Source organism: Leisingera sp. UBA4491 (assembly GCF_002388965.1).
Lineage (GTDB): Bacteria > Pseudomonadota > Alphaproteobacteria > Rhodobacterales > Rhodobacteraceae > Leisingera > Leisingera aquaemixtae.
This window is the reverse complement of sequence record NZ_DGNN01000013.1, coordinates 142,247-165,439: the sequence shown is the minus strand read 5'-3', so window position 1 is coordinate 165,439 and position 23,193 is coordinate 142,247. Positions and strand designations below refer to the sequence as shown.

Below are 23,193 nucleotides of genomic sequence, written 5' to 3'. Positions count from 1 at the left end.
CAGCGCTACGCCCAACGGGAGCGGTCTTTGGACAAAGACCGGAGACGGGCGGGAGTACTCACCCTCCGCGGCCGGGAGGCAGGTTCCGGTGTTTTGGCCGGACCCTGAGTGTTCGGGGCCTGCGGTCAGGCGAGGCTGCCGTGGCAGTGCTTAAACTTCTTGCCGGAGCCGCAGGGGCATTTGTCGTTGCGCGAGGGGTTGCCCCACGTGGAGGGATCATCCTCGGCAAAGCCCGGTACGGGTTCTTCTGCGGCGGCTTCAGCAGGGGCAGGCGCGGCCGCCAACTTCTGCATCGCAGCCTGCCGGGCCGCCATTTCCATCAGCATCTGCTGCTGCTCTTCCTCGGTCATCGGGCGCACCCGGCTCAGCTGCTGGGACACTTCCTCGCGCAGACTGTCGAGCATGCTTTCAAACAGCTGGAAGCTCTCGTTCTTGTACTCGTTGAGCGGATCGCGCTGCGCGTAGCCGCGGAACCCGACAACCGAGCGCAGATGCTCCAGCGTCAGCAGGTGTTCGCGCCATTTCTTGTCGATGGTCTGCAGCAGCACCTGCTTTTCAATGTTGCGCATGTTCTCCGGACCAAAGGCCGCGGCCTTTTCCGCCATCAGCTTGTCGGAGGCCTCCACCAGGCGCTCGCGGATCTGCTCGTCATCGACGCCTTCTTCGGCGGCCCATGCCGCCACCGGCACCTCGATGCCCAGCATCTCACGCACCTGCTCCTGCAGGCCCGCGGTGTCCCACTGGTCCGCATAGGTCTTGGGCGGCATATGGGTGTCGAGAAGGTCGTCGATCACCTCGTGGCGCATGTCGTCGACGATCTCGGACAGGTCCTCGGCCGCCATGATCTCGCGGCGCTGGCTGAAGATCACCTTGCGCTGGTCGTTCATCACGTCGTCGAACTTCAGCACGTTCTTGCGCATGTCGAAGTTGCGGCCCTCGACCTTGGCCTGGGCGCGTTCCAGCGACTTGTTCACCCAGGGGTGAATGATCGCTTCGCCTTCCTTCATGCCCAGCGACGACAGCAGCTTGTCCAGCCGTTCGGAGCCGAAGATTCGCATCAGGTCGTCTTCGAGGCTGAGGTAGAAGCGGGTGCGGCCCGGGTCGCCCTGACGGCCCGAACGGCCGCGCAGCTGGTTGTCGATGCGGCGGCTTTCGTGGCGTTCGGACGCCATAACAAACAGCCCGCCGGCATCCAGCACTTTCTGCTTTTCCTCGGCGTGCTTGGCTTCCTCAGCCGCACGCAGCTGGGCCGGATCCGCATCGGGGTTTGCCTCCAGCGCCTCCAGCACCTTCAATTCGACGTTGCCGCCCAGCTGAATGTCGGTACCGCGGCCGGCCATGTTGGTGGCGATGGTCACCGCGCCAAAGCGGCCAGCATCGGCGACGATCTGCGCTTCCTGCTCATGGTGGCGGGCGTTCAGCACGTTGTGCGGGATGCCTTCCTTCTCCAGCAGCTGGCTCAGCAGCTCTGATTTCTCGATCGAGGTGGTGCCCAGGAGGACCGGCTGGCCCTTCTCATTTGCCTTCTTGGCTTCCTTGATCATCGCCTCGTATTTCTCGCGGGCGGTGCGGTAGACCTGATCGTCCTCATCCACCCGCGCGATCGGGCGGTTGGTCGGCACTTCGACCACGCCGAGGCTGTAGATTTCGGCGAATTCCTCCGCCTCGGTCATCGCGGTGCCGGTCATGCCCGACAGCTTGTCGTAGAGGCGGAAGTAGTTCTGGAAGGTGACAGAGGCCAGGGTGGTGTTTTCCGGCTGGATCTGCACATCTTCCTTGGCTTCGATGGCCTGGTGCAGCCCTTCGGACAGGCGGCGGCCCGGCATCATGCGGCCAGTGAATTCGTCGATCAGCACCACCTGGCCGTCGCGGACGATATAGTCCTTGTCGCGCTGAAACAGCTTGTGCGCGCGCAGCGCCTGGTTCACGTGGTGGACGACGGTTGTGCTTTCGGGATCGTAGAGCGAGGCCTCTTCTTCCAAGAGCCCATGCTGGCGCAGCGTCTGCTCCAGATACTCGTTGCCGTCCTCGGTGAAGGTCACACCGCGGGTTTTCTCGTCGACCTCATAATGCTCCTCCGACAGCAGCGGGATCATCTTGTCGATGGTCGCGTACAGCTCGGAGCGGTCCTCGGCGGGGCCGGAAATGATCAGCGGGGTGCGGGCCTCGTCGATCAGGATCGAGTCCACCTCGTCGACGATGGCAAAGTTGTGCTGCTTCTGGAACACCTGGTCCAGCGACGGTTTCATGTTGTCGCGCAGGTAATCGAAGCCCAGTTCGTTGTTCGTGGCATAGGTGACGTCGCAGCCATAGGCGGCCATCTTTTCGGCGTCGGCCTGACCGGACCAGATCACGCCGGTGGTCATGCCGAGCTGGGCAAACACCTTGCCCATCCATTCGCTGTCGCGCTTGGCCAGGTATTCGTTCACCGTGACCACGTGGACGCCCTTGCCGGTCAGCGCGTTCAGATAGGCCGGGAAAGTCGCCACGAGGGTTTTGCCCTCGCCGGTCTTCATCTCGGAAATGTTGCCCTGATGCAGGAACACGCCGCCCATCAGCTGGGTGTCAAAGGCGCGCAGGCCCAGGGCCCGCTTGGCCGCTTCGCGCACGTTGGCAAAAGCCTCCGGCAGCAGCGCGTCCAGGCTTTCGCCGTCCAGGGCGCGCTTGCGCAGTTCTTCGGTCTTACCGATCAGCCCGTCGTCGCTGAGCTTCGCGAACTCGTCCTCCAGCGCGTTGATCTGTGCGATCAGCGGCCGCGTCGCCTTGATCCTACGGTCGTTCGGCGTGCCGAAAACCTTTTTGGCGAGTGTTCCGAAACCCAGCATGTTTTCTCCAGCGATCCTATCTCCGGCCTTTGCATCGGGCAGGCTTGCCCGCCGTGTCCGCAACCCATAAACAAGGTGGAAAGACGGTCCTGCCAATGGCCTCAGAGCGATGTAAGCGGCAGGGTTTAGAGTGTCAACGGCACGCCCCCCGGCGGCCAAGGAATAGGAAGATTTCTATGCGTAAAGGTCTCACTTTTCTGTGCGGTATGGCAGTGGCGGCCTGCGCAGCGCTTCCGCTTGCGGCAGTTGCCGCACCCCATGCCAACACGGTGGTTGCCACGGTCAATGGCGAAGATATCACCATCGGCCATATGATCATGGCGCGCGAAAACCTGCCGGAGCAGTACAAGCAGCTTCCGGATGACGTGTTGTTCAACGCGATCCTTGACCAGCTGGTGCAGCAGACCGCGCTGAAACAGCAGCTGCATGGCGAGGTGCCCCGCTATGTGGAGCTGTCGGTCGAAAACGAAGAGCGCGCCATGCTGGCGGCAAATGTGATCGAGATGGTGATGGACAACGCCAGCGGCGAAGAAGCGCTGCGTGCGGCCTATGAGGAGAAATACTCCTCCGGCGACGGCGGCGATGAATTCCACGCCGCCCACATTCTGGTCGAAACCGAGGAGGACGCGCTGGACGTAATCAAGGAGCTGGATGACGGCGCCGATTTTGCCACCCTCGCCAAGGAACGCTCCACCGGCCCCTCCGGCCCCAGCGGCGGCGATCTGGGCTGGTTCACCACCGGCCGCATGGTGCCGGAATTCGAAGAAGCGGTGATCAAGCTGCGCTCGGGCGAGGTCTCCGGCCCGGTGCAGACCCAATTCGGCTGGCACGTGATCCTGCTGAATGAGCGCCGCAAGACCGAAGCCCCGGAATTCGATGAAGTCCGGGCGCAGCTTGCCGATGAACTGCAGCAGAAAGCGGTCGAGGCGCGTGTGAACGAGCTGACCGCCGCGTCCGAAATCGAGCGGCCCGAGATCGAGGATCTGGATCCGGCCATTCTGCAAGACCTCAGCCTGGTAAGGAACTGATCATGGCGAAATCCCTGCCCGTCTCGCCGCTGGCCCCCGCCAGCTTTCCCGACCTGCCGGTCATCAAGGGAGTACGTTTTGCCTCTGCGTCTGCCGGTGTGAAATACCAAGGCCGCACCGATGTGATGCTGGCGGTGATGGATCCGGGCACCTCTGTTGCCGGCGTGTTCACGCGCTCCAAGACCCGTTCTGCCCCGGTACTGGACTGCCAGGCCAAATTGGGCGGAGCTGCGGATGCCGGCGCGGCAATCCTGGTAAACTCTGGCAACTCCAACGCCTTTACCGGCCGTCACGGGCAGACCTCGGTGGCAGAGATCACCTCTGCGGTTGCCGCTGCGGCAGGCGTCCCGGCGGAGCGTGTCTTTACCGCCTCGACCGGCGTGATCGGCGAACCGCTGCCGCATGACCGCATCGTCGCGAAGATCGGCGAACTGAACGATGCACTGGACGAGACCGCGCTGGAAGGTGCCGCCAGGGCGATCATGACCACCGACACCTTCGCCAAAGGTGCCAGCGCAACGGTCGGGATCGAAGGGAAGACCGTCAAGATCGCCGGCATTGCCAAAGGCTCGGGCATGATTGCACCGGACATGGCGACGATGCTGGTCTACATCTTCACCGATGCGAAGGTCGAGCAGGCGGCGCTGCAGGCGCAGCTGGCGGAGATCTGCGACCGGACCTTCAATTGCATCACCGTGGACAGCGACACCTCGACCTCCGACAGCCTGATGCTGTGTGCCACCGGCGCCTCGGGCGTGGATGCCACCGGCAACGCAGAGTTTGCGGCGGGGCTGGAGCGGGTCATGCTGGATCTGTCCCACCAGGTGGTGCGCGACGGGGAAGGCGCAACCAAGTTCGTCGAAATCCAGGTGACCGGAGCAGCCTCCGACGCCGATGCCAAGGTGCATGGGCTGGCAATTGCCAACTCGCCGCTGGTGAAAACCGCCATCGCGGGCGAGGATCCGAACTGGGGCCGCGTGGTGATGGCGATCGGCAAATCCGGCGCCGAAGCGGACCGCGACCAGCTGTCGATTTCCTTTGGCGATGTTCTGGTGGCGGAAAAGGGCTGGGTCTCGCCCGGCTACAAGGAAGAGCTGGGTGCGGCAGAGATGAAGAAGCAGGAGATCACCATCAAGGTGGATCTGGGCCTTGGCAGCGGCCAGGCGACTGTCTGGACCTGCGACCTGACGCATCAGTACATCTCTATCAACGCGGATTACCGGTCATGAAAACTGTTCTGGTTTCCGCTGTCGCGCTCATCGATGCCGATGGGCGCGTGCTGCTGGCGCAGCGGCCCGAGGGGAAATCCATGGCCGGCCTGTGGGAATTTCCCGGCGGCAAGATCGAACCGGGGGAGACACCGGAGGCCGCGCTGATCCGCGAGCTGCACGAGGAACTGGGGATCGGCACCTGGGCCTCCTGCCTTGCGCCGCTGACCTTTGCCAGCCATTCCTACGAGGATTTCCACCTGCTGATGCCGCTGTTTGCCTGCCGCAAGTGGGAAGGCATCCCGCAAGCAAAGGAAGGCCAGACCCTGAAATGGGTGCGTCCGCAGGACCTGCGCGACTATCCGATGCCGCCGGCCGATATCCCCCTGATCCCGATCCTGCGCGATTGGCTCTGAGACCTCCGAACCCCTGGGCCAGACGCCCGTCCGGACCGGTTTTCTTCCGGTTTACCGGGCGTTTAACTGCTGCCGGCCGCACGGGTAACGCTTTGTTAATCAATCTAATTGAGCATTAGTATACGGAGCAAGCCACTACCCTGAATTGTAATTAGGCAGGACCGGACCATGCTTAGAACAATCGCAATCGGTAAGTTTTCCCTGGTTCAAGGCAGTTTCATACGGGCACTCCCCGACGGGAGAATCGCGGTGCGGGTTGGTTCAATAACCTATCAAGGCCAGCCAGTGACGCCAGCCGCCTGAGCCGCCACTCACGCACATCAGGCACACTGAAAGGGCAGCTGCCAGCAGCTGCCCTTTGCCAAATGCATAAGCAGCAGCGAGACCGGGTGCTGGAATTAGCTTTCAGGCAGGACACCTCTCCTTTTGGAACGGGAAACCGTCCTTTCGCCAGCTATGATTTACCGGCCGGCCCGGGCACTGTGACAGTGCAGCAGCGAAGGGCCTGGTTTGATGCTCCGCCGGACCGCCAAGGGCCGGCCTTTGCCCCCCCAGACGCTTCGTCAGCTGCTGCACGAATTTCCCGCGCCGGACAGGCCCGTCCGGCGCACAGAAAAAGGCCCCAGCAGGGTTGCCGGGGCCTTTGAATTTTTCCGATCGCGGACCGATTAGTCGAGGGTGCGGGTCACTTCCTCGCGCTCGAAAATCTCGATCACGTCGTTCGGACGGATATCGTCGTAGTTTTCGAACGCCATACCGCATTCCTGACCGGACTGAACTTCGGCGACTTCGTCCTTGAAGCGCTTCAGGGTCTTCAGCGTGCCTTCGTGGATCACCACGTTATCGCGCAGCAGGCGCACGCCTGCCGAGCGGCGGGCAATGCCTTCGGTGACCAGACAGCCGGCAACCTTGCCAACACCGGTGACCTTGAAGACTTCCTTGATCTGCGCGTAGCCGATGAAGTTCTCGCGGATCTCTGCCGACAGCAGGCCGGAGGCCGCCGCCTTCACGTCGTCCACAAGGTCATAGATCACCGAATAGTAGCGGATCTCCACACCCTTCTGGTTCGCGGTGTTGCGGGCCGAGGCGTTCGCACGGACGTTGAAGCCCATGATCGGCGCACCCGAAGCTTCGGCGAGGCCGACATCGGTTTCGGTGATCGCACCGACGCCCGAATGCAGCACGCGGACACGCACCTCTTCGTTGCCGATCTTTTCCATCGCCTGTACGATAGCCTCGGCAGAGCCCTGCACGTCAGCCTTGACCAGGATCGGCAGCTCAGAGACGTTTTCGTCTTCCTTGGCCTTGGCCATCAGCTGTTCCAGCGTGGTCGCAGCACCGGCAGCGGCGCGCTTGTCCTTGGCGGCCTGGGCGCGGTACTCAGCGATCTCGCGGGCCTGCGCTTCGGTTTCGGTGACGTTCAGAACGTCGCCCGCTTCCGGGGTGCCGTTGAGACCCAGCACCTCGACCGGAACCGAGGGGCCAGCTTCCTGCACGCGCTCGCCCTTGTCGTTGATCAGCGCGCGGACCTTGCCGTACTGCTCACCCACAACAAAGATGTCGCCCTGGCGCAGGGTACCGTTCTGGATCAGAACGGTCGCCACGGGGCCGCGGCCCACATCCAGCTGCGCCTCGATCACGGCGCCTTGCGCGGCGCGGTTCGGGTTGGCCTTCAGCTCCAGGATTTCCGCTTGCAGCGCAATGGCTTCCAGCAGCTCGTCCAGGCCCTGGCCGGTGACGGCGGAGACTTCCACATCCTGCACTTCGCCGGACATGGCTTCCACGACCACCTCGTGCTGCAGAAGATCGGTGCGGACCTTCATCGGGTTTGCGGCCGGCTTGTCGATCTTGTTGATCGCCACAATCATTGGAACACCCGCCGCTTTGGCGTGGTTGATCGCCTCGACGGTCTGCGGCATCACCGCATCGTCCGCGGCGACAACCAAAACCACGATATCGGTCACCTGCGCACCGCGCGAGCGCATCGAGGTGAAGGCCGCGTGGCCCGGTGTATCCAGGAAGCTGAGCACAGTGCCGCTTTCGGTGGTCACCTGATAGGCGCCGATGTGCTGGGTGATGCCGCCGGCTTCGCCTGCCACAACGCGGGCGTCGCGGATCGCGTCCAGCAGAGAGGTCTTGCCGTGGTCGACGTGGCCCATGATGGTGATGACCGGCGGACGCGGCTTCAGGTCCTCGTCCTTGTCCTCAACCTCTTTGATCACGTCCTCGACGTCGGCGTCGGAAACGCGGGTCACCTTGTGGCCGAATTCCTCAATGATGAGTTCGGCGGTGTCGGCGTCGATCGACTGGTTCTGGGTGACCATCATGCCCATCTGCATGAGCGATTTCACCACGTCGGCAACGCGTTCAGCCATGCGGTTGGCCAGCTCGGACACCACGATGGTTTCCGGCAGCTGCACGTCGCGCACAACCTTTTCCCGCTCAACCGAGCCGCCCATGGCTTTCTGGCGCGCACGCTCCTGCTTGCGCTTCATCGCCGCCATCGAGCGCTGGCGGTTGCCCTCGCCGCCGGTGGCCTGGCCAAGCGTCAGCTTGCCGGAGCGGCGGTTGTCGTCACGGCCCTTGCCGCGGGTCGGGCGCTGCTCGCGCTCACGCTCGGACTTGCGCGGAGTTGCCGCCGGAGCCGGCTTGTTCGGTGCCGGACGCTCCGCTTTTTCCGCAGGCGCGGGTGCAGCGGCGGCCCGTTTGGCTGCTTCTGCTTCCTCGGCGCGCTTGCGCTCTTCCTCTTCGGCTTTCTGGCGGGCGCGTTCTTCGGCTTCGCGCTGCTCGCGCTCCTTGGCTTCCGCTTCGGCGCGGCGGCGCTCACGCTCTTCGGCGCGGGCCTTTTCCTCGGCTTCGCGCTGCGCGGCTTCTTCAACCTCGCGGGCCTTGGCGGCCTGCAGCGCCTTCAGGCGGCGCTCCATCTCTGCATCGCTGATGCCGGCAGGCCGGCGGGATCCGGACGCTGCCGGTGCAGCACCGCTGCCGCTTTTGGCCGCACCCGGCTTGGGAACCACCACGCGCTTGCGCTTGGTTTCCACTACGACATTCTTGGTCCGTCCATGGCTGAAACTCTGTTTCACGTTCCCCGGACGGGAACCCCCACGCAGACCCAGTGTCTTTTTGCCGTCACTATCGCTCATAAAGCTACTTATCCTTCCGTGCGGCCGCTGCCGCCCACCGTTTCGCGCAAACCTTGCAGTCGTTGCGCCTCATCTACAACACGTTTGCTGAGTCCGCCAGAGGCGAGGGCGGCATGTATCACAGTTTGGCGCCCAAATGCCATTCCCAGCTCGTCCGCCGTAAGGCAGCCGATAAATTTGCCCTTGTAGGGCGTGCTCAGCTTCGACTTTCCGCGGCCCGACCCGTCAGAGGCCTGGATCAGTACCCGGGCCTCTTCCTTGGCCAGCCAGTCCTTGACCTTCTCGAAACCGGCCACCGCGTCGCCCGACTTGCGCGCCAGGCTGATCAGCCCGACGAGGCGGCGGGCCACTTGGGTCTCCACCTCGCCGGCAAGCCCGCTGGAGACCTGGACCTGCGATTTGAAGCCGCGGGCGAACAGCTTCTTTTTGACGGCGGTTTCCAGCGCCGAGTGGCTGGACGTCACATAGACGCCCCGGCCCGGCAGCTTCTCCATCACATCGGGCACAACCTGGCCCTCGGGCCCCATCACAAAACGGATGAGCCCCTGTTTGGGCTGGGTCTCGCCGGTTGCGATGCATTTACGCTCGCTGCCTTCGGACCGGTCTTTTTGAACGCCGCCGCGTGTCATTCAGGTCTCCTTTGCAAAGCCCGGGATCAGGCTTCGCTTTCCTCTTCGCCAGCGTCGTCGTCTTCCGCCGCTTCCGCTTCCAGCTCAGCCGGATCCACCCAGCCCAGCATGATGCGGGCGGTCATGACCATGTCCTGTGCGTCTTCCAGCGATACGCCGAAAGGCTCCAGGATGCCGTCATCCTTGATCCGCTCGCCGCCGTTGGAGGTCCAGCCTCCGGCCAGTTCCCAGTCCGCGCAGGTGGCGAAATCTTCAAGCGACTTCACGTCGTCCTTGGCCAGCGCCTCGACCATCTGCGGGGTCAGACCCTCGAACTGGATCAGGCTTTCCTCGGCGCCCAGCTCGCGGGCCGCATCCAGGGCCGCCTTGGCCTGGGCTTCCAGATAGTCGCGGGCACGGGCCTGCAGTTCCTCGGCGGTGCCTTCGTCAACACCGTCAATGACCAGCAGTTCATCGAGCTCGACATAGGCAACCTCTTCCAGGTTGGTGAAGCCCTCAGACACCAGAAGCTGGGCAAAGAACTCGTCCAGATCAAGGGTCTCCATGAACAATTTCGTGCGCGCCTCGAATTCCTTCTGGCGGCGGGCCGACTCTTCTTCCTCGGTCATGATGTCGATATCGAGACCGGTGAGCTGCGACGCCAGGCGCACGTTCTGGCCGCGGCGGCCGATGGCGAGCGACAGCTGCTCTTCCGGCACCACAACCTCGATCTTGCCGGCTTCCTCGTCGAGCACCACCTTGGTCACTTCGGCCGGCTGCAGCGCGTTCACCAGGAAGGTCGGCTGGTCCTCGTTCCACGGGATGATGTCGATCTTCTCGCCCTGCAGCTCGTTCACGACGGCCTGCACGCGGGAGCCGCGCATACCCACACAGGCGCCGACCGGGTCGATTGAGCCGTCATAGGAGACAACAGCAATCTTGGCGCGCGAGCCGGGGTCGCGGGCGACTGCCTTGATCTCGATGATGCCGTCATAGATTTCCGGCACTTCCATCTTGAACAGCTCGGCCATGAACTCCGGCGCGGTGCGCGACAGGAAGATCTGCGGACCGCGCGGCTCGCGGCGCACGTCCTTGATGTAGCAGCGCACACGGTCGTTCGGGCGGTAGCTTTCGCGGCCGATCTTCTCGTTGCGGCGCAGGATGGCTTCGCCCGCACCCACATCGACGATGACGTTGCCGTATTCCTCGCGCTTGACCAGGCCGTTGATGATGGTGCCGGCGCGGTCCTTGAATTCTTCGTACTGGCGGTCGCGTTCAGCTTCGCGCACCTTCTGCAGGATCACCTGCTTGGCCGACTGGGCGGCGATCCGGCCCATCTCAACCGGCGGCACTTCCTCGACGTAGGTCTGGCCCACTTCGGGGTTCGCCATGTACTGGCGCGCCTGATCAACGGTCATTTCAGCCTGGTAATTTTCCAGCTCGTCATCCGCCACGACGGTGCGCACGCGGGTAAAGGTGGCGCGGCCGGTCTTGCGGTCGATCGACACCCGGATATCCATCTCGGCGCCATAGCGGCTCTTGGCCGCACGGGCGAGGCTCTCTTCCATCGCCTCGATCACCAGACCCGGGTCGATCATCTTTTCGCGCGCCACGGCCTCGGCGGTTTGCAACAGCTCCAGCTGGTTTGCAGAGGTGATAGCCATTACTTTTTCTCCTCTTCGGACTCTTCGGTCTCGATTTCGTCGAATGCGTCTTCGTTGAGCGTCCCGGCCTCTTTGCGCTGACGCAGCATTTCTTTGATCAGTTCGTCGGTCAGAACCAGCTTGGCATCGCTCAGCCAGTCGAACTTCAGACCAACGGTCACGGTCTGGCCCTGATCCTCGATGTTGATCAGGACTTCATCGTCCTCGGTGCCCGCGAGCTCCCCCTTGAAGCGGCGGCGGCCGCCGACCGTCTCGGCGGTTTCAAGCTTGGCCTCGTAGCCCTCGAACATCTCGAAGTCTTTCATCCGCGTCAGCGGACGGTCAATGCCCGGGCTCGACACCTCCAGCGCATAGGCATCAATGATCGGGTCTTCGACGTCCAGCGCTGCGCTGACGGCGTTCGAAATCTCGGCGCAATCATCCACCTCGATGCCGCCGTTGGGCTTGTCGGCCATGATCTGCAGCGTGGTCGCCTTACCAGACATCAGCCGGATTCGCACCAGCTCATATCCCAGATCCTCGATCACCGGGGTGACGATCTCGGCCAGGCGCCGGTCGATGGCAGCTTTGGCAATCAGGTCGTTGGTCATCAGACCTCCACTTGGAGCGGCAGGCGCAAACCTGCAAACACAAAAAAACGGGCGCGCGGCCCGTCGAAATTCCCGGTGGAGCCTTGAGCCAGAGGTTCAACGCGCCGCTGTTGTCAAAGCCATATAGGGGGGATTGGAGAAAACTGCAAGGCTTGTCTTCCGTGACGGCTGCAGGGCGGTGTCAGGCGATCCACCAGCGTTCGGCAATGCGGCCGTCATCAAGCGGCGCACGCTGGCCGACCTTGCGCGGGATGCCGACCGTGTGGCGGGCAGCCAGCGCCATATCGCTGGACGACGGGTGGTACAGAAACTCGCCCCGGCGCAGCAGGCCCCGCGGCTCCGGCAGGGCTGCCACATCGACATACCCGTCACGCAGGGCTTCGGCCCGGACAGCGGCGTCGGGGATCACGATGATCTCTACCGTCTCTGCCCAGCCTGCGGTGTCGGCCTTGTAATGATCTGCCACCTTGGAGGCGCGGAAATGGCGGCCTTCCTGGGCGCGCGCCACCTTGTAGCAGCCAGTCCCGACCGCATCGGACAGCGGCACCGGCAAAGCGCCTCCGGGGGCGATCACCTGGCCGGCGCCGGCCAGCAGATAGGGCAGATGCGGGTTCGGTTGCTCAAGCTCCACCAGCAGCTGATGGCTGCCCAGCGCGGTGATCGCCTGCACCTCTGCCCCGGTGATTCCCCGCACCAGGAGCGAGGCGGCGGCATCATCCGCGGTCAGCGGGCTGCCATCGTGAAAGGCCACACCGTCCCGCAGGCTGAAGGTCCAAGTCCGGGCGTCCTGCGTGGACTGCCAGCCGGTGGCCAGCTCGCCGCGCAGCAGCCCGTCCGGAGCGATTTCGGTCAGCGTGTCATAGATTGCGCCGCGGGCGGCCTGTTCCAGCATCCCGCCATCCCGCGGAACCGCCAGACGCAGCACACCGCCCGGCTTGGGTGACGCATGAACCGACCCGCCGGCAGCGGCCAGCAGGGCTGCGGCAGCACCCGAGGTGAACAGCGCGCGGCGGTCGATGCGCGTCATGGCACAAGCTCTCCTGCTATCCGGTCCATCGCCCGGACCAGCTCTGCGCTGATTCCCGGCTCCGACAAAGCATGGCCTGCGTTGCGCACCATCTTCAACTCCGCATTTGGCCACAGCTCATTCAGGCGCCAAGCGGACGACGGCGGGCAGATCATGTCATAGCGGCCCTGCACGATCACGCCGGGGATATGGGAAATCCGTCCCATATTGGCAAGGATCTGGCCGTCATAGTCGAGAAAGCCGCCATTTCGGAAATAATGGTTCTCCAGGCGGGCAAAGGCGCGGGCGTAATCGCCCGGGCTTTCACCACTTTGGCCGTTGGAATGCACAGTGGCCAGCGCATTTTCCCACGCCGACCAGGCACGGCCAAAGCGCACTTCCTCGTCCAGATTTCCGGAAAACAGCCGCTTGTGATAGGCGCTGATCATGTCGCTGCGCTCCCCATCGGGGATCAGCGATACGAATTTGGCCCAGGTTTCGGGCCAGAACTTGCCGGCGCCGCCGCCATAGAACCAGTCCAGCTCTGCCTTGGTCATCAGGAAGACACCGCGCAGGATCATCTGCTGCACGCGGTCCGGGTGGGTCTGGGCATAGATCAGCGCCAGCGTCGCCCCCCAGCTGCCGCCGAACAGGATCCAGGATTCGATGCCGGTCTGGCGGCGAATCAGCTCCATATCGGCGACCAGATGCCAGGTGGTGTTGTTCTCGCAGGAGGCGTAGGGGCGCGAGCGGCCGCAGCCGCGCTGGTCGAACAGGATGATCCGGTAAACATCTGGATCAAAATAGCGCCGCATCGCCGGGCTGCTGCCGCCGCCGGGTCCGCCGTGGCACACAATCACGGGTATGCCGTTTGGATTCCCGCTCTGCTCTGCATATATACGGTGGCCCTGGCCTGCGTCGATCATGCGCTGGTCAAAGGGTTCGACCGGCGGGTAAAGATAATGCACTGCGCGCTTTTGGTCCGGGTATCTATCCATTACTGACCTTAGTGAGACGTCAGACTACAAAAGAGCACACGGAGACAGGAATGCAAGCGCCTCAGTCCACGGTCGACCCAGCGGAAATCGCTAAATTCGAGGCGATGGCGGCGGAGTGGTGGGATCCGAATGGCAAATTCAAGCCGCTGCACATGCTGAACCCGTGCCGGCTCGATTACATTACCAAGCAGATTGCCGCCGAGTTTAACCGCGACCTGACGTCACGGAATCCGTTTGAGGGGCTTCGGCTGCTGGACATCGGTTGCGGCGGCGGGCTGCTGAGCGAACCGATGGCGCGGCTGGGCGCGACGGTCGTGGGCGCCGATGCCGCCGAGGGCAACCTGCCGGTCTCGCGCATACACGCCGAGCAATCGGGGCTTGAGATCGACTACCGCCACACCACCGCCGAAGCGCTGGCTGAGGCTGGCGAGCAATTCGACGTGGTGCTCAACATGGAGGTGGTGGAGCATGTCGCCGATCCGCTCAGCTATCTGACCGCGACGCAGCTGCTGCTGAAACCCGGCGGGCTGCAGATCTGCTCGACCATCAACCGCAACCCGAAAAGCTTTGCCATGGCCATCATCGGCGCCGAAGTGATCATGCGCTGGCTGCCGCGCGGCACCCATGAATGGTCCAAGTTCATCACGCCGGATGAGCTGTTCGAACTGCTGCGCAAGTCCGGGCTGAAGCCGGTGGACCGCAAGGGGTTCGTGTTCAATCCGATCACCTGGACCTGGTCAATTTCCGAGCGGGATTTGTCAGTGAACTATGTGACGGCCAGCGTGAAGCCCGGCTGAGCCGCAGCGGCCATCGCCCTGCCGGCGCGGCCGCCTATCCTTAAGGATAGGTGGTAATCCTTATGCACCCTTTAGTTGCACCGCCCTGATTGTTAACGTCAGGTAACGGATTTGGAATGTTACCCGGTTCGCCTGGGGCAAAGCCCTTTAATTGAAGGATTGCTTACCGCTGTTTCCGGCGGGTCCGCCCTGAGGTTGCCAGGACCGCCACTCACGGATTGATGGGGACTGATGGGGAGGAAGGGCGCCTGCTTGCGGGCGTCCTTCTTTTTTGGGCGACCGTTGCAATCAACCGGCTGCCGGGGCCGGCCGGATCAGCCGCTTTCCTCAAGCTTGCCGCGCAGTTCGCGCAGGATCGGAAGGGCGGCCCGGACCCGGTCGCTGCCCAATTCCCCCACCACCTCGGAAATCACCGGAATGATCCCGGCCAGCGCCGCGTCGCGAGCCTGTCTGCCCGCAGGGCTGATCGCCACCATCTTGCGCCGCGCATCATCCCAATCCGGGCGGACATGGATATACCCCGCCACTTCCAGCTTGTTCAGCGTGTTGGTCATGGCGCCGCGCGTCACGTGAAACGCCTTGGCCAGCTGTGCGGGCGAGCGTTCCAGCCCGGCGCGGGCCAGGTGGTTCAGCACCGAAAAATGCGACAGCTCCATACCCTTAGGCAGCACTTTGCTGAGGCGTGACCGGGCCAGCTGGTCAGCCATGAGTATCTCGCTGAACAGCGATACCGCCAGGGAATGGGTTTCATCCATCAGGGTCCGTCGAACTCCCGGTCGTGGGTCAGGGAAGGCACACGCTTGCGTGCTTCTGCCACTTTTTCGAGGTCGAGATCAACGTAAGTGACGCCGGGCTCCTGGCCCGCATCCGCCAGCACCTCGCCCCAGGGAGCGACGGCGAGAGAGTGCCCGTAGGTCTTGCGGCTGGGCCCGCGGGAGGCAGGATGCTTGCCGGTTTGCGCCGGCGCCAGCACGAAACACCCGGTCTCAATCGCCCGGGCGCGCAGCAGCGAATGCCAATGCGCCGCGCCCGTCACATAGGAGTACGCCGCTGGCACGGTGAGGATTTGAGCTCCGCCTTGGGCCAGCGCCCGGTGCAGATGCGGGAAGCGCACGTCATAGCAGATCGTCATGCCGATCCTGGCGAAGGGCGTTTCCGCCACGACGGCCTTGGTGCCCGGGCGGTAGCCATCGGATTCGCGGTAGGTTTCCTCTGGCGTGACCTCCACATCGAACATGTGGATCTTGTCGTAACGTGCGACGATTTCACCCTGCGGGCTGATCAGGAACTGCCGGTTGGCAAAGCGCCCGGCATTGTCGCGGGTTTTGACCCCCAGCGAGCCCAACAGCAGCCAGACCCCGTGCCTGGCCGCCTCTTCCCGCAGGGCCGCCAAAGTCGGGTCGTTCTCTTCATGACAAAGGACGTCTTTCTGATGCGTCCGGCTGCCGGAGAGGCAATTGGTAACTTCCGGTGTCAATACAAACCCGGCCCCGCCGCGCACAGCCTCCGCCATCATGGCCTTCACCGTTTCCAGGTTTTCAGCCGGGATATCGGTGGATGTCATCTGAAGCAGAGCTGCGCGCATGCTGTCTCTCCGGGATCAGGCCGCCAGCAGCGGGTCGAGCTTGCCCGCCTGCTCCAGCGCATAGAGGTCGTCACAGCCGCCGACATGAGTGCCGCCAATGAAGATCTGCGGCACGGTGCGGCCGCCGTTGGCACGCTGGATCATCTCCGCCTTACGCTCCGGCTCTTCCAGCACGTTGACTTCCGAAAATGCCACACCCTTCTGGTTCAGCAGCCGCTTGGCCGCGTGGCAGTAACCGCACAGAGGCGAGGTGTAGATTTCTACCGTTTTCATTCAGGACCCCATGATCTGGTTTCGAAGCTTGTGGAGGAATTGGGGATTCATTGCAACAATTGCCAGAGGCAGGCCGCCGGGCTCACGTTTGCGTGACCCGGGCCAGCACCGCCACCCGCACATCGGCTGCTCCCGCCCGCAGGCAGGCATCGGTGCAGGCGCACAGCGTGGCGCCAGAGGTCATCACGTCGTCCACAATCAGAACACTGCGGCCCCTGATCCTGTTCAGCCGGCCCGGATGCGCGCCGATGGCGGACCCTAGAAGCTGGTAACGCTGGTCCCGTGTTTTTCCTTCCAGCGCGGGCGTTTTCCGGATCCGGCGCAGCAGGTCCGGGCAATGCTGCAATCCCGCACGTCTGGCCAGCGCGTCTGCCAGCACGGCCGACTGATTGTACTTGCGCTTCAGCAGCCGGGTCCAATGCAGCGGCACCGGGCAGATCAGCGGATCATTCTGCAGCATCGGCTGCGCTGCGCGTTCCAGCCAAACGGCTGCGGTCTGCGCGATTTCTGTCCGGTCGCCGTGTTTCAAGGCCAGCACCAGTTTGCGCCCCTGCCCCTCGTAAACCAGCGCCGACCGCCCCTGGCTCCAGGGGCGCGGATGGCGGAGGCAGCTGTCGCACTCCAGACGGAAGCCGTCCGCCTCCCCCGGCAGCGGAACGCCGCAGCCTTCGCATACTGTGCCGCTGATGAAGCTCATACCGGACCAGCATGTCCCGCACAGGCCGAAGTCGCTGCCGACCAGCCCGCCGCAGCCCAGGCATTGCGGAGGGTAGATCAGCGAAACAGCGGTTTGAATCCCGGCCAGCAGCATCTAAATAGCCCCCATGACACACGCACCCCAAGACCGGGCCCAGCAACAGCTCTTTGACCGTCAGGCGCTGGCAGCCCGCCGTGCCAGACGGCAGGCGGACGCCCTTTTTCTGCACCATATGGCGCGGGATGAGGCCGAGGATCGCCTGAGCCTGGTTAACAGAACCTTTACAGCGCCCGCCGTGGTCTGCCCTTTCCCGGAGGTCTGGGAAGGGTTTCAGCTGGACGCGAAGTTTGTGTCCGACGCGGACGTTCTGGAACTGGAGCAAGGCGCGCATGATGTGGTGATCCATGCCATGTGCCTGCATTGGGCCAATGATCCGGTGGGGCAGCTGATCCAATGCCGACGCGCCCTGAAGGAAGACGGGCTGCTGCTGGTCATCCTGCTGGGCGGCCAGACCCTGCACGAGCTGCGCGCAGCCATGGCCGAAGCAGAGACAGCCGTTCTGGGCGGCCTGTCGCCGCGGGTTGCCCCGATGGGAGAGATCCGGGATCTGGGCGGGTTGCTGCAGCGGGCCGGTTTTGCCCTGCCGGTGGCCGATCTGGTGCCGCTCACCGCGGAATACCGCGATCTGACGCATCTGATCCACGACCTGCGCGGCATGGGCGAAACCAACGCCCTTGCCCAGCGCCTAAAGCGCCCGGCGCCGCGAAGCCTGTTCCAACTGGCCGATCACATCTATCGCGCGCATTTCGCCACCGCAAACGGCCGGTTGCCAGCGACGTTTGAGCTGGTATGCCTCACCGGCTGGTCGCCGTCGGACAGCCAGCAAAAACCCTTGCGCCCCGGCTCTGCCCGGATGCGTCTGGCCGATGCGTTGAAGGTGCCGGAAACCAAGCTCGGCCCTTGATAAGTTTCCGCTATGGCTGCGCCAATGTGATCCAATTGGCCTTCTGCGCGTAAAGACAGTAGTTTGCCGCCAACACCGAAATTCTCAGCCCCACAGGACCTGCCCATGCTGGACGCCGCCCGGACCGCCAAATGCCCTGCCCACGCCCCCGCCGATCACCCCAAGATCCCGGCGGAGAAGGTCGGCATCCTGCTGGCCAACCTTGGCACGCCGGACGATCATTCCTATTGGCCGATGCGCCGCTACCTGAATGAGTTCCTGTCGGACAAGCGGGTGATCGACTATCCGTCGTGGAAATGGCAGCCGCTGCTGCAGCTGATCATTCTGACCAAACGCCCGTTCTCCTCCGGCGCGGCGTACAAGTCGATCTGGAACCATGACAAGGGCGAAAGCCCGCTGATGACCATCACCAAAGACCAGACTGCCAAGATGGCTGAGGTGATGAAAGCGCAGTACGGCGATCAGGTGATGGTCGATTTCTGCATGCGCTACGGCAACCCCTCAACCAAGTCCAAGGTGCGGCAGATGGTGGAGGCTGGCTGCCAGAAGATCCTGTTTGTGCCGCTCTATCCGCAATATGCCGGCGCGACCTCTGGCACGGCCAACGACCAGTTCTTCCGCGCCCTGATGGAAGAAGCCTGGCAGCCCGCCGCGCGCACGATCGCGCCTTATTTCGACCAGCCTGCCTATATCGACGCGCTGGCGCGGTCGGTGGAGGAGGCCTATGCCAAGGCAGCGAAGCGTCCGGATATCCTGGTGGTGTCTTACCACGGCATGCCCAAGCGCTATCTGATGCAGGGCGATCCTTACCATTGCCAGTGCCAGAAAACGACGCGCCTGCTGAAGGAGCGGCTGGGCTGGGACGATACCCAGATCACCTCGACCTTCCAGTCGGTTTTCGGGCCGGAGGAATGGCTGAAGCCCTACACCGTGGACCACGTCGCGGCGCTCGCCAAGGACGGCAAGAAGAACATCGCGGTGATCGCGCCGGCCTTCTCTGCCGACTGCATCGAGACGCTGGAAGAGATCAACGAGGAAATCCGCGAAAGCTTTGAACACGCGGGCGGCGAAGACTTCCTGTATATCCCCTGCCTCAACGATAATGATGACCATATCGCCGCACTGGCCGGGGTTATCGAGCAGAACCTGCAAGGCTGGCTGGACTAAACCCTCGTCCCGGTCCAAATAGGATCCAATGTTGGATCGCCGGGCACGCCGGCAGACCGGGGAGAGTTTGGATGACGCTTGCGCATTGGGCCGCCGCCCTTGAAGAACATTGGGGGATCAAGGCGAAACTCAGCCGCCTTGATGGGGAGTATGACCTGAACTTCCTGGCCCGCGACGCACATGGCCAGGGCTATATCCTCAAAGCCATGCGCCCGGGCTGTGAGACTTGGCTGGTCGATATGCAGGTGAAAGCCTTTGAGCATATTGCCGCGCGCCAGCCGGATCTGCCCTGCCCCCGGGTGATCGCCTCAGCTGACGGCCGCTCTCTGCTGACACTCCCGGACGAGAATGGCCAGGACCGGCTGGTCTGGCTGCTGAACCAGCTGCCCGGGCGCTGCTATGCCAAGGCCGCGCCGAAAAGCGATGCCCTGATTCATGAGATCGGCGAGGTGCTGGGCGGCTCGGCCAAGGCGCTGGCGGATTTCCGGCACGAAGGTCTGGAGCGCGATTTCAAATGGGATCTGATGCGCGCAGGCTGGATCAGGGACCAGCTGCCCTGCATCACCGATCCGTCGCGCCGTTCGCTCCTTGAAGAGATTTCTGAGGATTTCGCCAAGTTAGAGCCTGCGTTGGCGGCGCTGCCCAAGCAGGCCATTCACAACGACGCCAATGACTACAACATCATGGTGGCGGGTGAACTGGGCGAGCCGCGCCGGGTGTCGGGCCTTATCGACCTGGGTGACATGTGCGCCGCGCCACGGATCTGCGACCTGGCGATTGCTGCGGCCTATATCGTGCTGGACCATCCGGCCCCGGAAGCCGCCCTTGCGGCTTTGGTGGCGGGCTATCACGCGGCCTCTCCGCTGACGCCCGCCGAAGTGGGCATGGTCTGGCCGCTGCTGCGCACGCGGCTGGCTGTCAGCGTTGTGAACTCCACCCTGATGGCGGCGGAGAACCCGGACGATCCCTATGTCACCATCTCGCAAGCGCCGGCCTGGCGGTTCCTTGAGGGCAACACGCTGCATGGCGGTCTGCTGACGGCCCGGCTGCGTGCCGCCTGCGGGCTGCCGGTGGTGGACGGCGCCGGCCGGGTGATGGCCTGGCTTGATCAGGAACGCGGGAACTTCGCCCCGCTGATGGGCCAGGATCTGGCAGGCGCACCAATGGGGTCGCTGTCGGTAGAGCACTCCACCTGGCCGCAGAACCCGTTCCACATGCCCCTGGAGGAAGCCGCCAGGGTCGGCGAGGAGTTTGAAGTCAAAGGCCGCATCTGGCTGGGTTATTATCACGAGCCGCGGCTGATCTACACGGATGCGGCCTTCCGCAAAGGGCGATGGAAAGCCGGCAACCGCCGCACCGTGCATCTAGCCGTCGACGCCTTTGCCTCGGCGGGCACGCCGATGTTTGCGCCGTTGCGCGGTGAGGTCTATGCGGCCGAATACCGCGACGGTCATCTGGATTATGGCGGGGTGATCATCCTGCGGCACGAGACGCCGGAGGGCGATTCGTTCTTTACGCTCTACGGTCATCTGGACCCGGAATGCCTCAACCGGCTGAAGCCCGGCGACATCGTCGAGAAAGGCGAGGAATTTTGCCGCCTGGGCGATCCCGGCCAAAACGGCGGCTGGGCGCCGCATGTGCATTTCCAGCTGGCACTGACCACCGAGGGGATCGAGGCGGACTGGCCCGGTGTCGGCGACCCGGACGAAATGTACCTGTGGCAGTCCCTATGCCCCAACCCGGCGGCGCTGCTGAACCTGCCGGATGAAAAAGTCCGCTATCGCCCCACAAGCAAGGAAGACGTGCTTGCCGGCCGCCGCGCGCATTTCGGCGGCAACCTGAGCCTCACCTACAAAGACCCGGTGATGCTGGTGCGTGGATGGAAACACCACATGTTCGACGAATGGGGGCGGCTCTATCTGGACGCCTACAACAATGTCCCACACGTCGGCCACGCCCATCCGCGCATTCAGGCGGTGGCGGCTGATCAGCTGAAACGGATGAACTCGAACACCCGCTATCTGCATCCGGCGCAGACCGCCTTTGCGAAGAAGGTGCTGTCAAAACTGCCGGACCGGTTCGAAGTCTGCTTTTTCGTGAATTCCGGCACCGAGGCCAATGAGCTGGCCCTGCGCCTGGCCCGCGCCCATACCGGCTCCAAGGGCATGGTGACGCCCGATCACGGCTACCACGGCAACACCACTGGTGCGATTGATATCTCTGCCTACAAATTCAACAAGCCCGGTGGCGGTGGCCAAGCGGACTGGGTTGAGCTGGTGGAAGTTGCCGATGATTACCGCGGCTCTTTCCGGCGCGGCGATCCGGACCGGGCGCAGAAGTTCGCAGATCTCGTAGACCCGGCAATCGCCCGTCTGCGGGAAAAGGGCCATGGTGTTGCCGGGTTCATTGCCGAAACCTTCCCGTCTGTGGGCGGCCAGATCATCCCGCCCAAGGGCTATCTGCCTGCGGTTTATGACAAGATTCGCGCCGCAGGCGGCGTTTGCATCGCAGACGAAGTGCAGACCGGCCTGGGCCGTTTGGGGGACTTCTACTTTGGCTTTGAACATCAGGGGGCGCTGCCGGATATTGTTGTGATGGGCAAACCGATCGGCAATGGGCATCCGCTGGGCGTGTTGGCCACCACCAAGGAAATCGCCGCGAGCTTCGACAACGGCATCGAATTTTTCTCAACCTTTGGTGGCTCGACCCTCTCCTGCCGAATCGGCAAGGAGGTGCTGGACATCGTCGATGACGAAAGCCTGCAGGAAAATGCCCGTGTGGTTGGCGCCCAGCTGTTCGGCGGACTGAAGGCGCTGGAGGGGAAGCACGCCTGCATCGGCGATGTGCGCGGTATGGGCCTGTTTTTGGGGGTGGAACTGATCAATCCGGACGGCTCCGAGGCCACGGAGATCTGTTCCTACGTCAAGAACCGGATGCGCGATCACCGGATCCTGATCGGCAGCGAAGGCCCCAAGGACAATATCCTGAAAATCCGGCCGCCGCTGACGATAGAGCCGGATGATGCGGACATGATCACCAGTGTTCTGGACGGGATCTTGCGCGAGGTGGCGGCGGTCTGACCGCCCCCGCAGCGGCCTTTAGCCAACAAAAAAGGCGGTGGAGAACCACCGCCTTTTCCGTAACTGTGTCGCGAACTTAGTTCGCTGCAACAGCTGCGCCAACCAGGACCAGCAGCAGCAGCGGCAGCAGGATGCCGCTGGAAGAGCCCTGTGCTTCTTCAACGATGACCGGCGGTTCTACAACCGGCTCGGACAGGTTGCCCGCGGTAGCGGTCGAAGCAGCAGCGGTCAGCGCAGCAGCGATAACGAGTTTTTTCATGTTAACCTCCAGAATTTGCGCGGGCCATAAAGCTGAACCGCGCACCCAAGACATACCTCGTATTTTTTTCTAACCAGCAAAATCGCGCGATTGCAATTGCTTGTTATAGTTAACAGGCTAGCGCCCGTTCCCGTGGCGTCAAATTAGCAACACCTGTGTGCCCACTTTGGCAAGGCTGAACAGCTGGGCAATGTGTTCATTGTAAAGCCCGATGCAGCCATTGGATGATTTGCGCCCGATTTTGCGCGTGTCGTGGGTTCCGTGGATCCGGTAATACTTCCAGCTGAGGTACAGCGCATGGGTGCCAAGCGGGTTGTCCGGTCCCGGCGGGACATACGCGGGCCATTCCGGATTGCGCTTGCGCATGTTCGGGGTCGGCGACCAGCTGGGCCCTTCCACCTTGCGCACCACCGTGGTGCGGCCGCGCCGTGTCAGATCGTCCGACAGCGGCACTGAGGAGGGGAACAGCTTGTAGGTATTTCCATCCGCGGACCAGAAGTGCAGCGCCCGGCTGTCGATATCGACGAGAATCGCGCCGTTGCGCAAATTGTCGAAATACGGCCTCCACGTTTTGGACCGGAAAGCAGAGACATTGCGGTGAACCGGCGGTTCCGGCTCCGGCGGCGGCCGCAGCGGATCGTAAGCCTGCTGAGAGAGTCCGGAGTCTTCCTGCGCCAGCGCGGAAGAGGAAATCAGGGCAGCGCTGCCGGCAAGAAACTGCCGCCTGCTGAAGTTCTTAAATGGGATACGGGACATGATTCATTCCAACTTGCGCAATCGGGATCCAGGATTTTTGCATTTTATGGCCGGAAAGCCGCAGTCGCAAACCAATCCGTCACCGCGGTCCGCATATTTCTGCCACCCCGTTTGCCTCCCGGCCACAGG

Annotated in this window: 20 protein-coding genes; 7 read left to right on the top strand and 13 right to left on the bottom strand. The window is 63.2% G+C overall.

Annotated features, from left to right (window positions below; all coding sequences use genetic code 11):
- Positions 1 to 125: 125 nt before the first annotated feature.
- The gene (gene secA / locus B2P87_RS06655) at positions 126 to 2,825 is read right to left on the bottom strand and encodes a preprotein translocase subunit SecA (RefSeq protein ID WP_141891629.1); all 2,700 of its coding nucleotides are present in this window, start codon (positions 2,823 to 2,825) and stop codon (positions 126 to 128) included.
- Between the two features lie 176 nt (positions 2,826 to 3,001).
- Here secA and B2P87_RS06650 point away from each other — a divergent pair, with 176 nt between their 5' ends.
- The 3 genes from B2P87_RS06650 to mutT are packed head-to-tail and all read left to right on the top strand — an operon-like array spanning position 3,002 to position 5,477.
- Positions 3,002 to 3,853 carry a peptidylprolyl isomerase gene (locus B2P87_RS06650; protein WP_141891630.1) on the top strand — a complete coding sequence of 284 codons (852 nt, stop codon included), beginning with the start codon at positions 3,002 to 3,004 and terminating at the stop codon, positions 3,851 to 3,853.
- Between the two features lie 2 nt (positions 3,854 to 3,855).
- On the top strand, positions 3,856 to 5,082 hold the full coding sequence (gene argJ, locus B2P87_RS06645; protein ID WP_141891631.1) for a bifunctional glutamate N-acetyltransferase/amino-acid acetyltransferase ArgJ: 1,227 nt from the start codon (positions 3,856 to 3,858) through the stop codon (positions 5,080 to 5,082).
- Positions 5,079 to 5,477: an 8-oxo-dGTP diphosphatase MutT gene (gene mutT, locus B2P87_RS06640; protein WP_058287325.1), complete on the top strand. Its 399-nt coding sequence runs from the start codon at positions 5,079 to 5,081 to the stop codon at positions 5,475 to 5,477. The genes argJ and mutT overlap by 4 nt, the downstream gene beginning before the upstream one ends.
- Positions 5,478 to 6,145: 668 nt before the next feature.
- Here mutT and infB read toward each other — a convergent pair.
- From infB to pip, 6 genes are all read right to left on the bottom strand, one after another.
- Positions 6,146 to 8,620, bottom strand: a complete 2,475-nt coding sequence (gene infB / locus B2P87_RS06635; RefSeq protein WP_141891632.1) for a translation initiation factor IF-2 — start codon at positions 8,618 to 8,620, stop codon at positions 6,146 to 6,148.
- Positions 8,621 to 8,628: 8 nt separating this feature from the next.
- On the bottom strand, positions 8,629 to 9,249 hold the full coding sequence (locus tag B2P87_RS06630; protein ID WP_141891633.1) for an RNA-binding protein: 621 nt from the start codon (positions 9,247 to 9,249) through the stop codon (positions 8,629 to 8,631).
- Between the two features lie 26 nt (positions 9,250 to 9,275).
- The gene (gene nusA, locus B2P87_RS06625; protein ID WP_141891634.1) at positions 9,276 to 10,892 is read right to left on the bottom strand and encodes a transcription termination factor NusA; all 1,617 of its coding nucleotides are present in this window, start codon (positions 10,890 to 10,892) and stop codon (positions 9,276 to 9,278) included.
- Positions 10,892 to 11,482 (bottom strand): ribosome maturation factor RimP, encoded by a 591-nt coding sequence (rimP, locus tag B2P87_RS06620; protein WP_141891635.1) that lies wholly within the window; start codon positions 11,480 to 11,482, stop codon positions 10,892 to 10,894. Before rimP ends, nusA begins: the two co-directional genes overlap by 1 nt.
- Positions 11,483 to 11,663: 181 nt before the next feature.
- Positions 11,664 to 12,509, bottom strand: a complete 846-nt coding sequence (locus B2P87_RS06615) for an ABC transporter substrate-binding protein (protein WP_141891636.1) — start codon at positions 12,507 to 12,509, stop codon at positions 11,664 to 11,666.
- Positions 12,506 to 13,486, bottom strand: a complete 981-nt coding sequence (gene pip / locus B2P87_RS06610; RefSeq protein WP_058287331.1) for a prolyl aminopeptidase — start codon at positions 13,484 to 13,486, stop codon at positions 12,506 to 12,508. The genes B2P87_RS06615 and pip overlap by 4 nt, the downstream gene beginning before the upstream one ends.
- Positions 13,487 to 13,536: 50 nt before the next feature.
- Here pip and ubiG point away from each other — a divergent pair, with 50 nt between their 5' ends.
- Positions 13,537 to 14,283, top strand: coding sequence for a bifunctional 2-polyprenyl-6-hydroxyphenol methylase/3-demethylubiquinol 3-O-methyltransferase UbiG (ubiG, locus tag B2P87_RS06605; RefSeq protein WP_141891637.1), 747 nt, complete (start codon positions 13,537 to 13,539; stop codon positions 14,281 to 14,283).
- Between the two features lie 314 nt (positions 14,284 to 14,597).
- Here the strand turns inward: ubiG and B2P87_RS06600 are convergent, their stop codons facing one another.
- The 4 genes from B2P87_RS06600 to B2P87_RS06585 all read right to left on the bottom strand — a co-directional run bounded on the left by B2P87_RS06600 (position 14,598) and on the right by B2P87_RS06585 (position 16,952).
- On the bottom strand, positions 14,598 to 15,038 hold the full coding sequence (locus B2P87_RS06600; RefSeq protein WP_141891638.1) for a MarR family winged helix-turn-helix transcriptional regulator: 441 nt from the start codon (positions 15,036 to 15,038) through the stop codon (positions 14,598 to 14,600).
- Positions 15,038 to 15,868, bottom strand: a complete 831-nt coding sequence (locus B2P87_RS06595) for a carbon-nitrogen hydrolase family protein (protein ID WP_141891639.1) — start codon at positions 15,866 to 15,868, stop codon at positions 15,038 to 15,040. Before B2P87_RS06595 ends, B2P87_RS06600 begins: the two co-directional genes overlap by 1 nt.
- A 15-nt stretch (positions 15,869 to 15,883) precedes the next feature.
- A complete protein-coding gene (gene grxC, locus B2P87_RS06590) occupies positions 15,884 to 16,141 on the bottom strand; it encodes a glutaredoxin 3 (RefSeq protein WP_058287335.1) in 258 nt (85 codons plus the stop codon).
- 82 nt (positions 16,142 to 16,223) lie between these two features.
- The gene (locus B2P87_RS06585) at positions 16,224 to 16,952 is read right to left on the bottom strand and encodes a ComF family protein (protein WP_141891640.1); all 729 of its coding nucleotides are present in this window, start codon (positions 16,950 to 16,952) and stop codon (positions 16,224 to 16,226) included.
- A gap of 13 nt (positions 16,953 to 16,965) precedes the next feature.
- On the opposite strand from B2P87_RS06585, the gene B2P87_RS06580 reads away from it, so the two are divergent.
- From B2P87_RS06580 to B2P87_RS06570, 3 genes are all read left to right on the top strand, one after another.
- Entirely contained in the window at positions 16,966 to 17,802 is an 837-nt protein-coding gene (locus B2P87_RS06580) for a methyltransferase domain-containing protein (protein ID WP_141891641.1), read from the top strand.
- A gap of 105 nt (positions 17,803 to 17,907) precedes the next feature.
- The gene (hemH, locus tag B2P87_RS06575) at positions 17,908 to 18,969 is read left to right on the top strand and encodes a ferrochelatase (RefSeq protein WP_141891642.1); all 1,062 of its coding nucleotides are present in this window, start codon (positions 17,908 to 17,910) and stop codon (positions 18,967 to 18,969) included.
- A 71-nt stretch (positions 18,970 to 19,040) separates the two neighbouring features.
- Positions 19,041 to 22,049, top strand: coding sequence for an aminotransferase class III-fold pyridoxal phosphate-dependent enzyme (locus B2P87_RS06570; RefSeq protein ID WP_141891643.1), 3,009 nt, complete (start codon positions 19,041 to 19,043; stop codon positions 22,047 to 22,049).
- A 76-nt stretch (positions 22,050 to 22,125) separates the two neighbouring features.
- On the opposite strand, the gene B2P87_RS06565 is transcribed toward B2P87_RS06570, so the two are convergent.
- Together B2P87_RS06565 and B2P87_RS06560 are read right to left on the bottom strand one after the other, a co-directional pair.
- Positions 22,126 to 22,308 carry a hypothetical protein gene (locus B2P87_RS06565; RefSeq protein WP_008557026.1) on the bottom strand — a complete coding sequence of 61 codons (183 nt, stop codon included), beginning with the start codon at positions 22,306 to 22,308 and terminating at the stop codon, positions 22,126 to 22,128.
- 138 nt (positions 22,309 to 22,446) lie between these two features.
- Entirely contained in the window at positions 22,447 to 23,064 is a 618-nt protein-coding gene (locus B2P87_RS06560; RefSeq protein ID WP_141891644.1) for a L,D-transpeptidase, read from the bottom strand.
- Between the last annotated feature and the right edge of the window lie 129 nt (positions 23,065 to 23,193).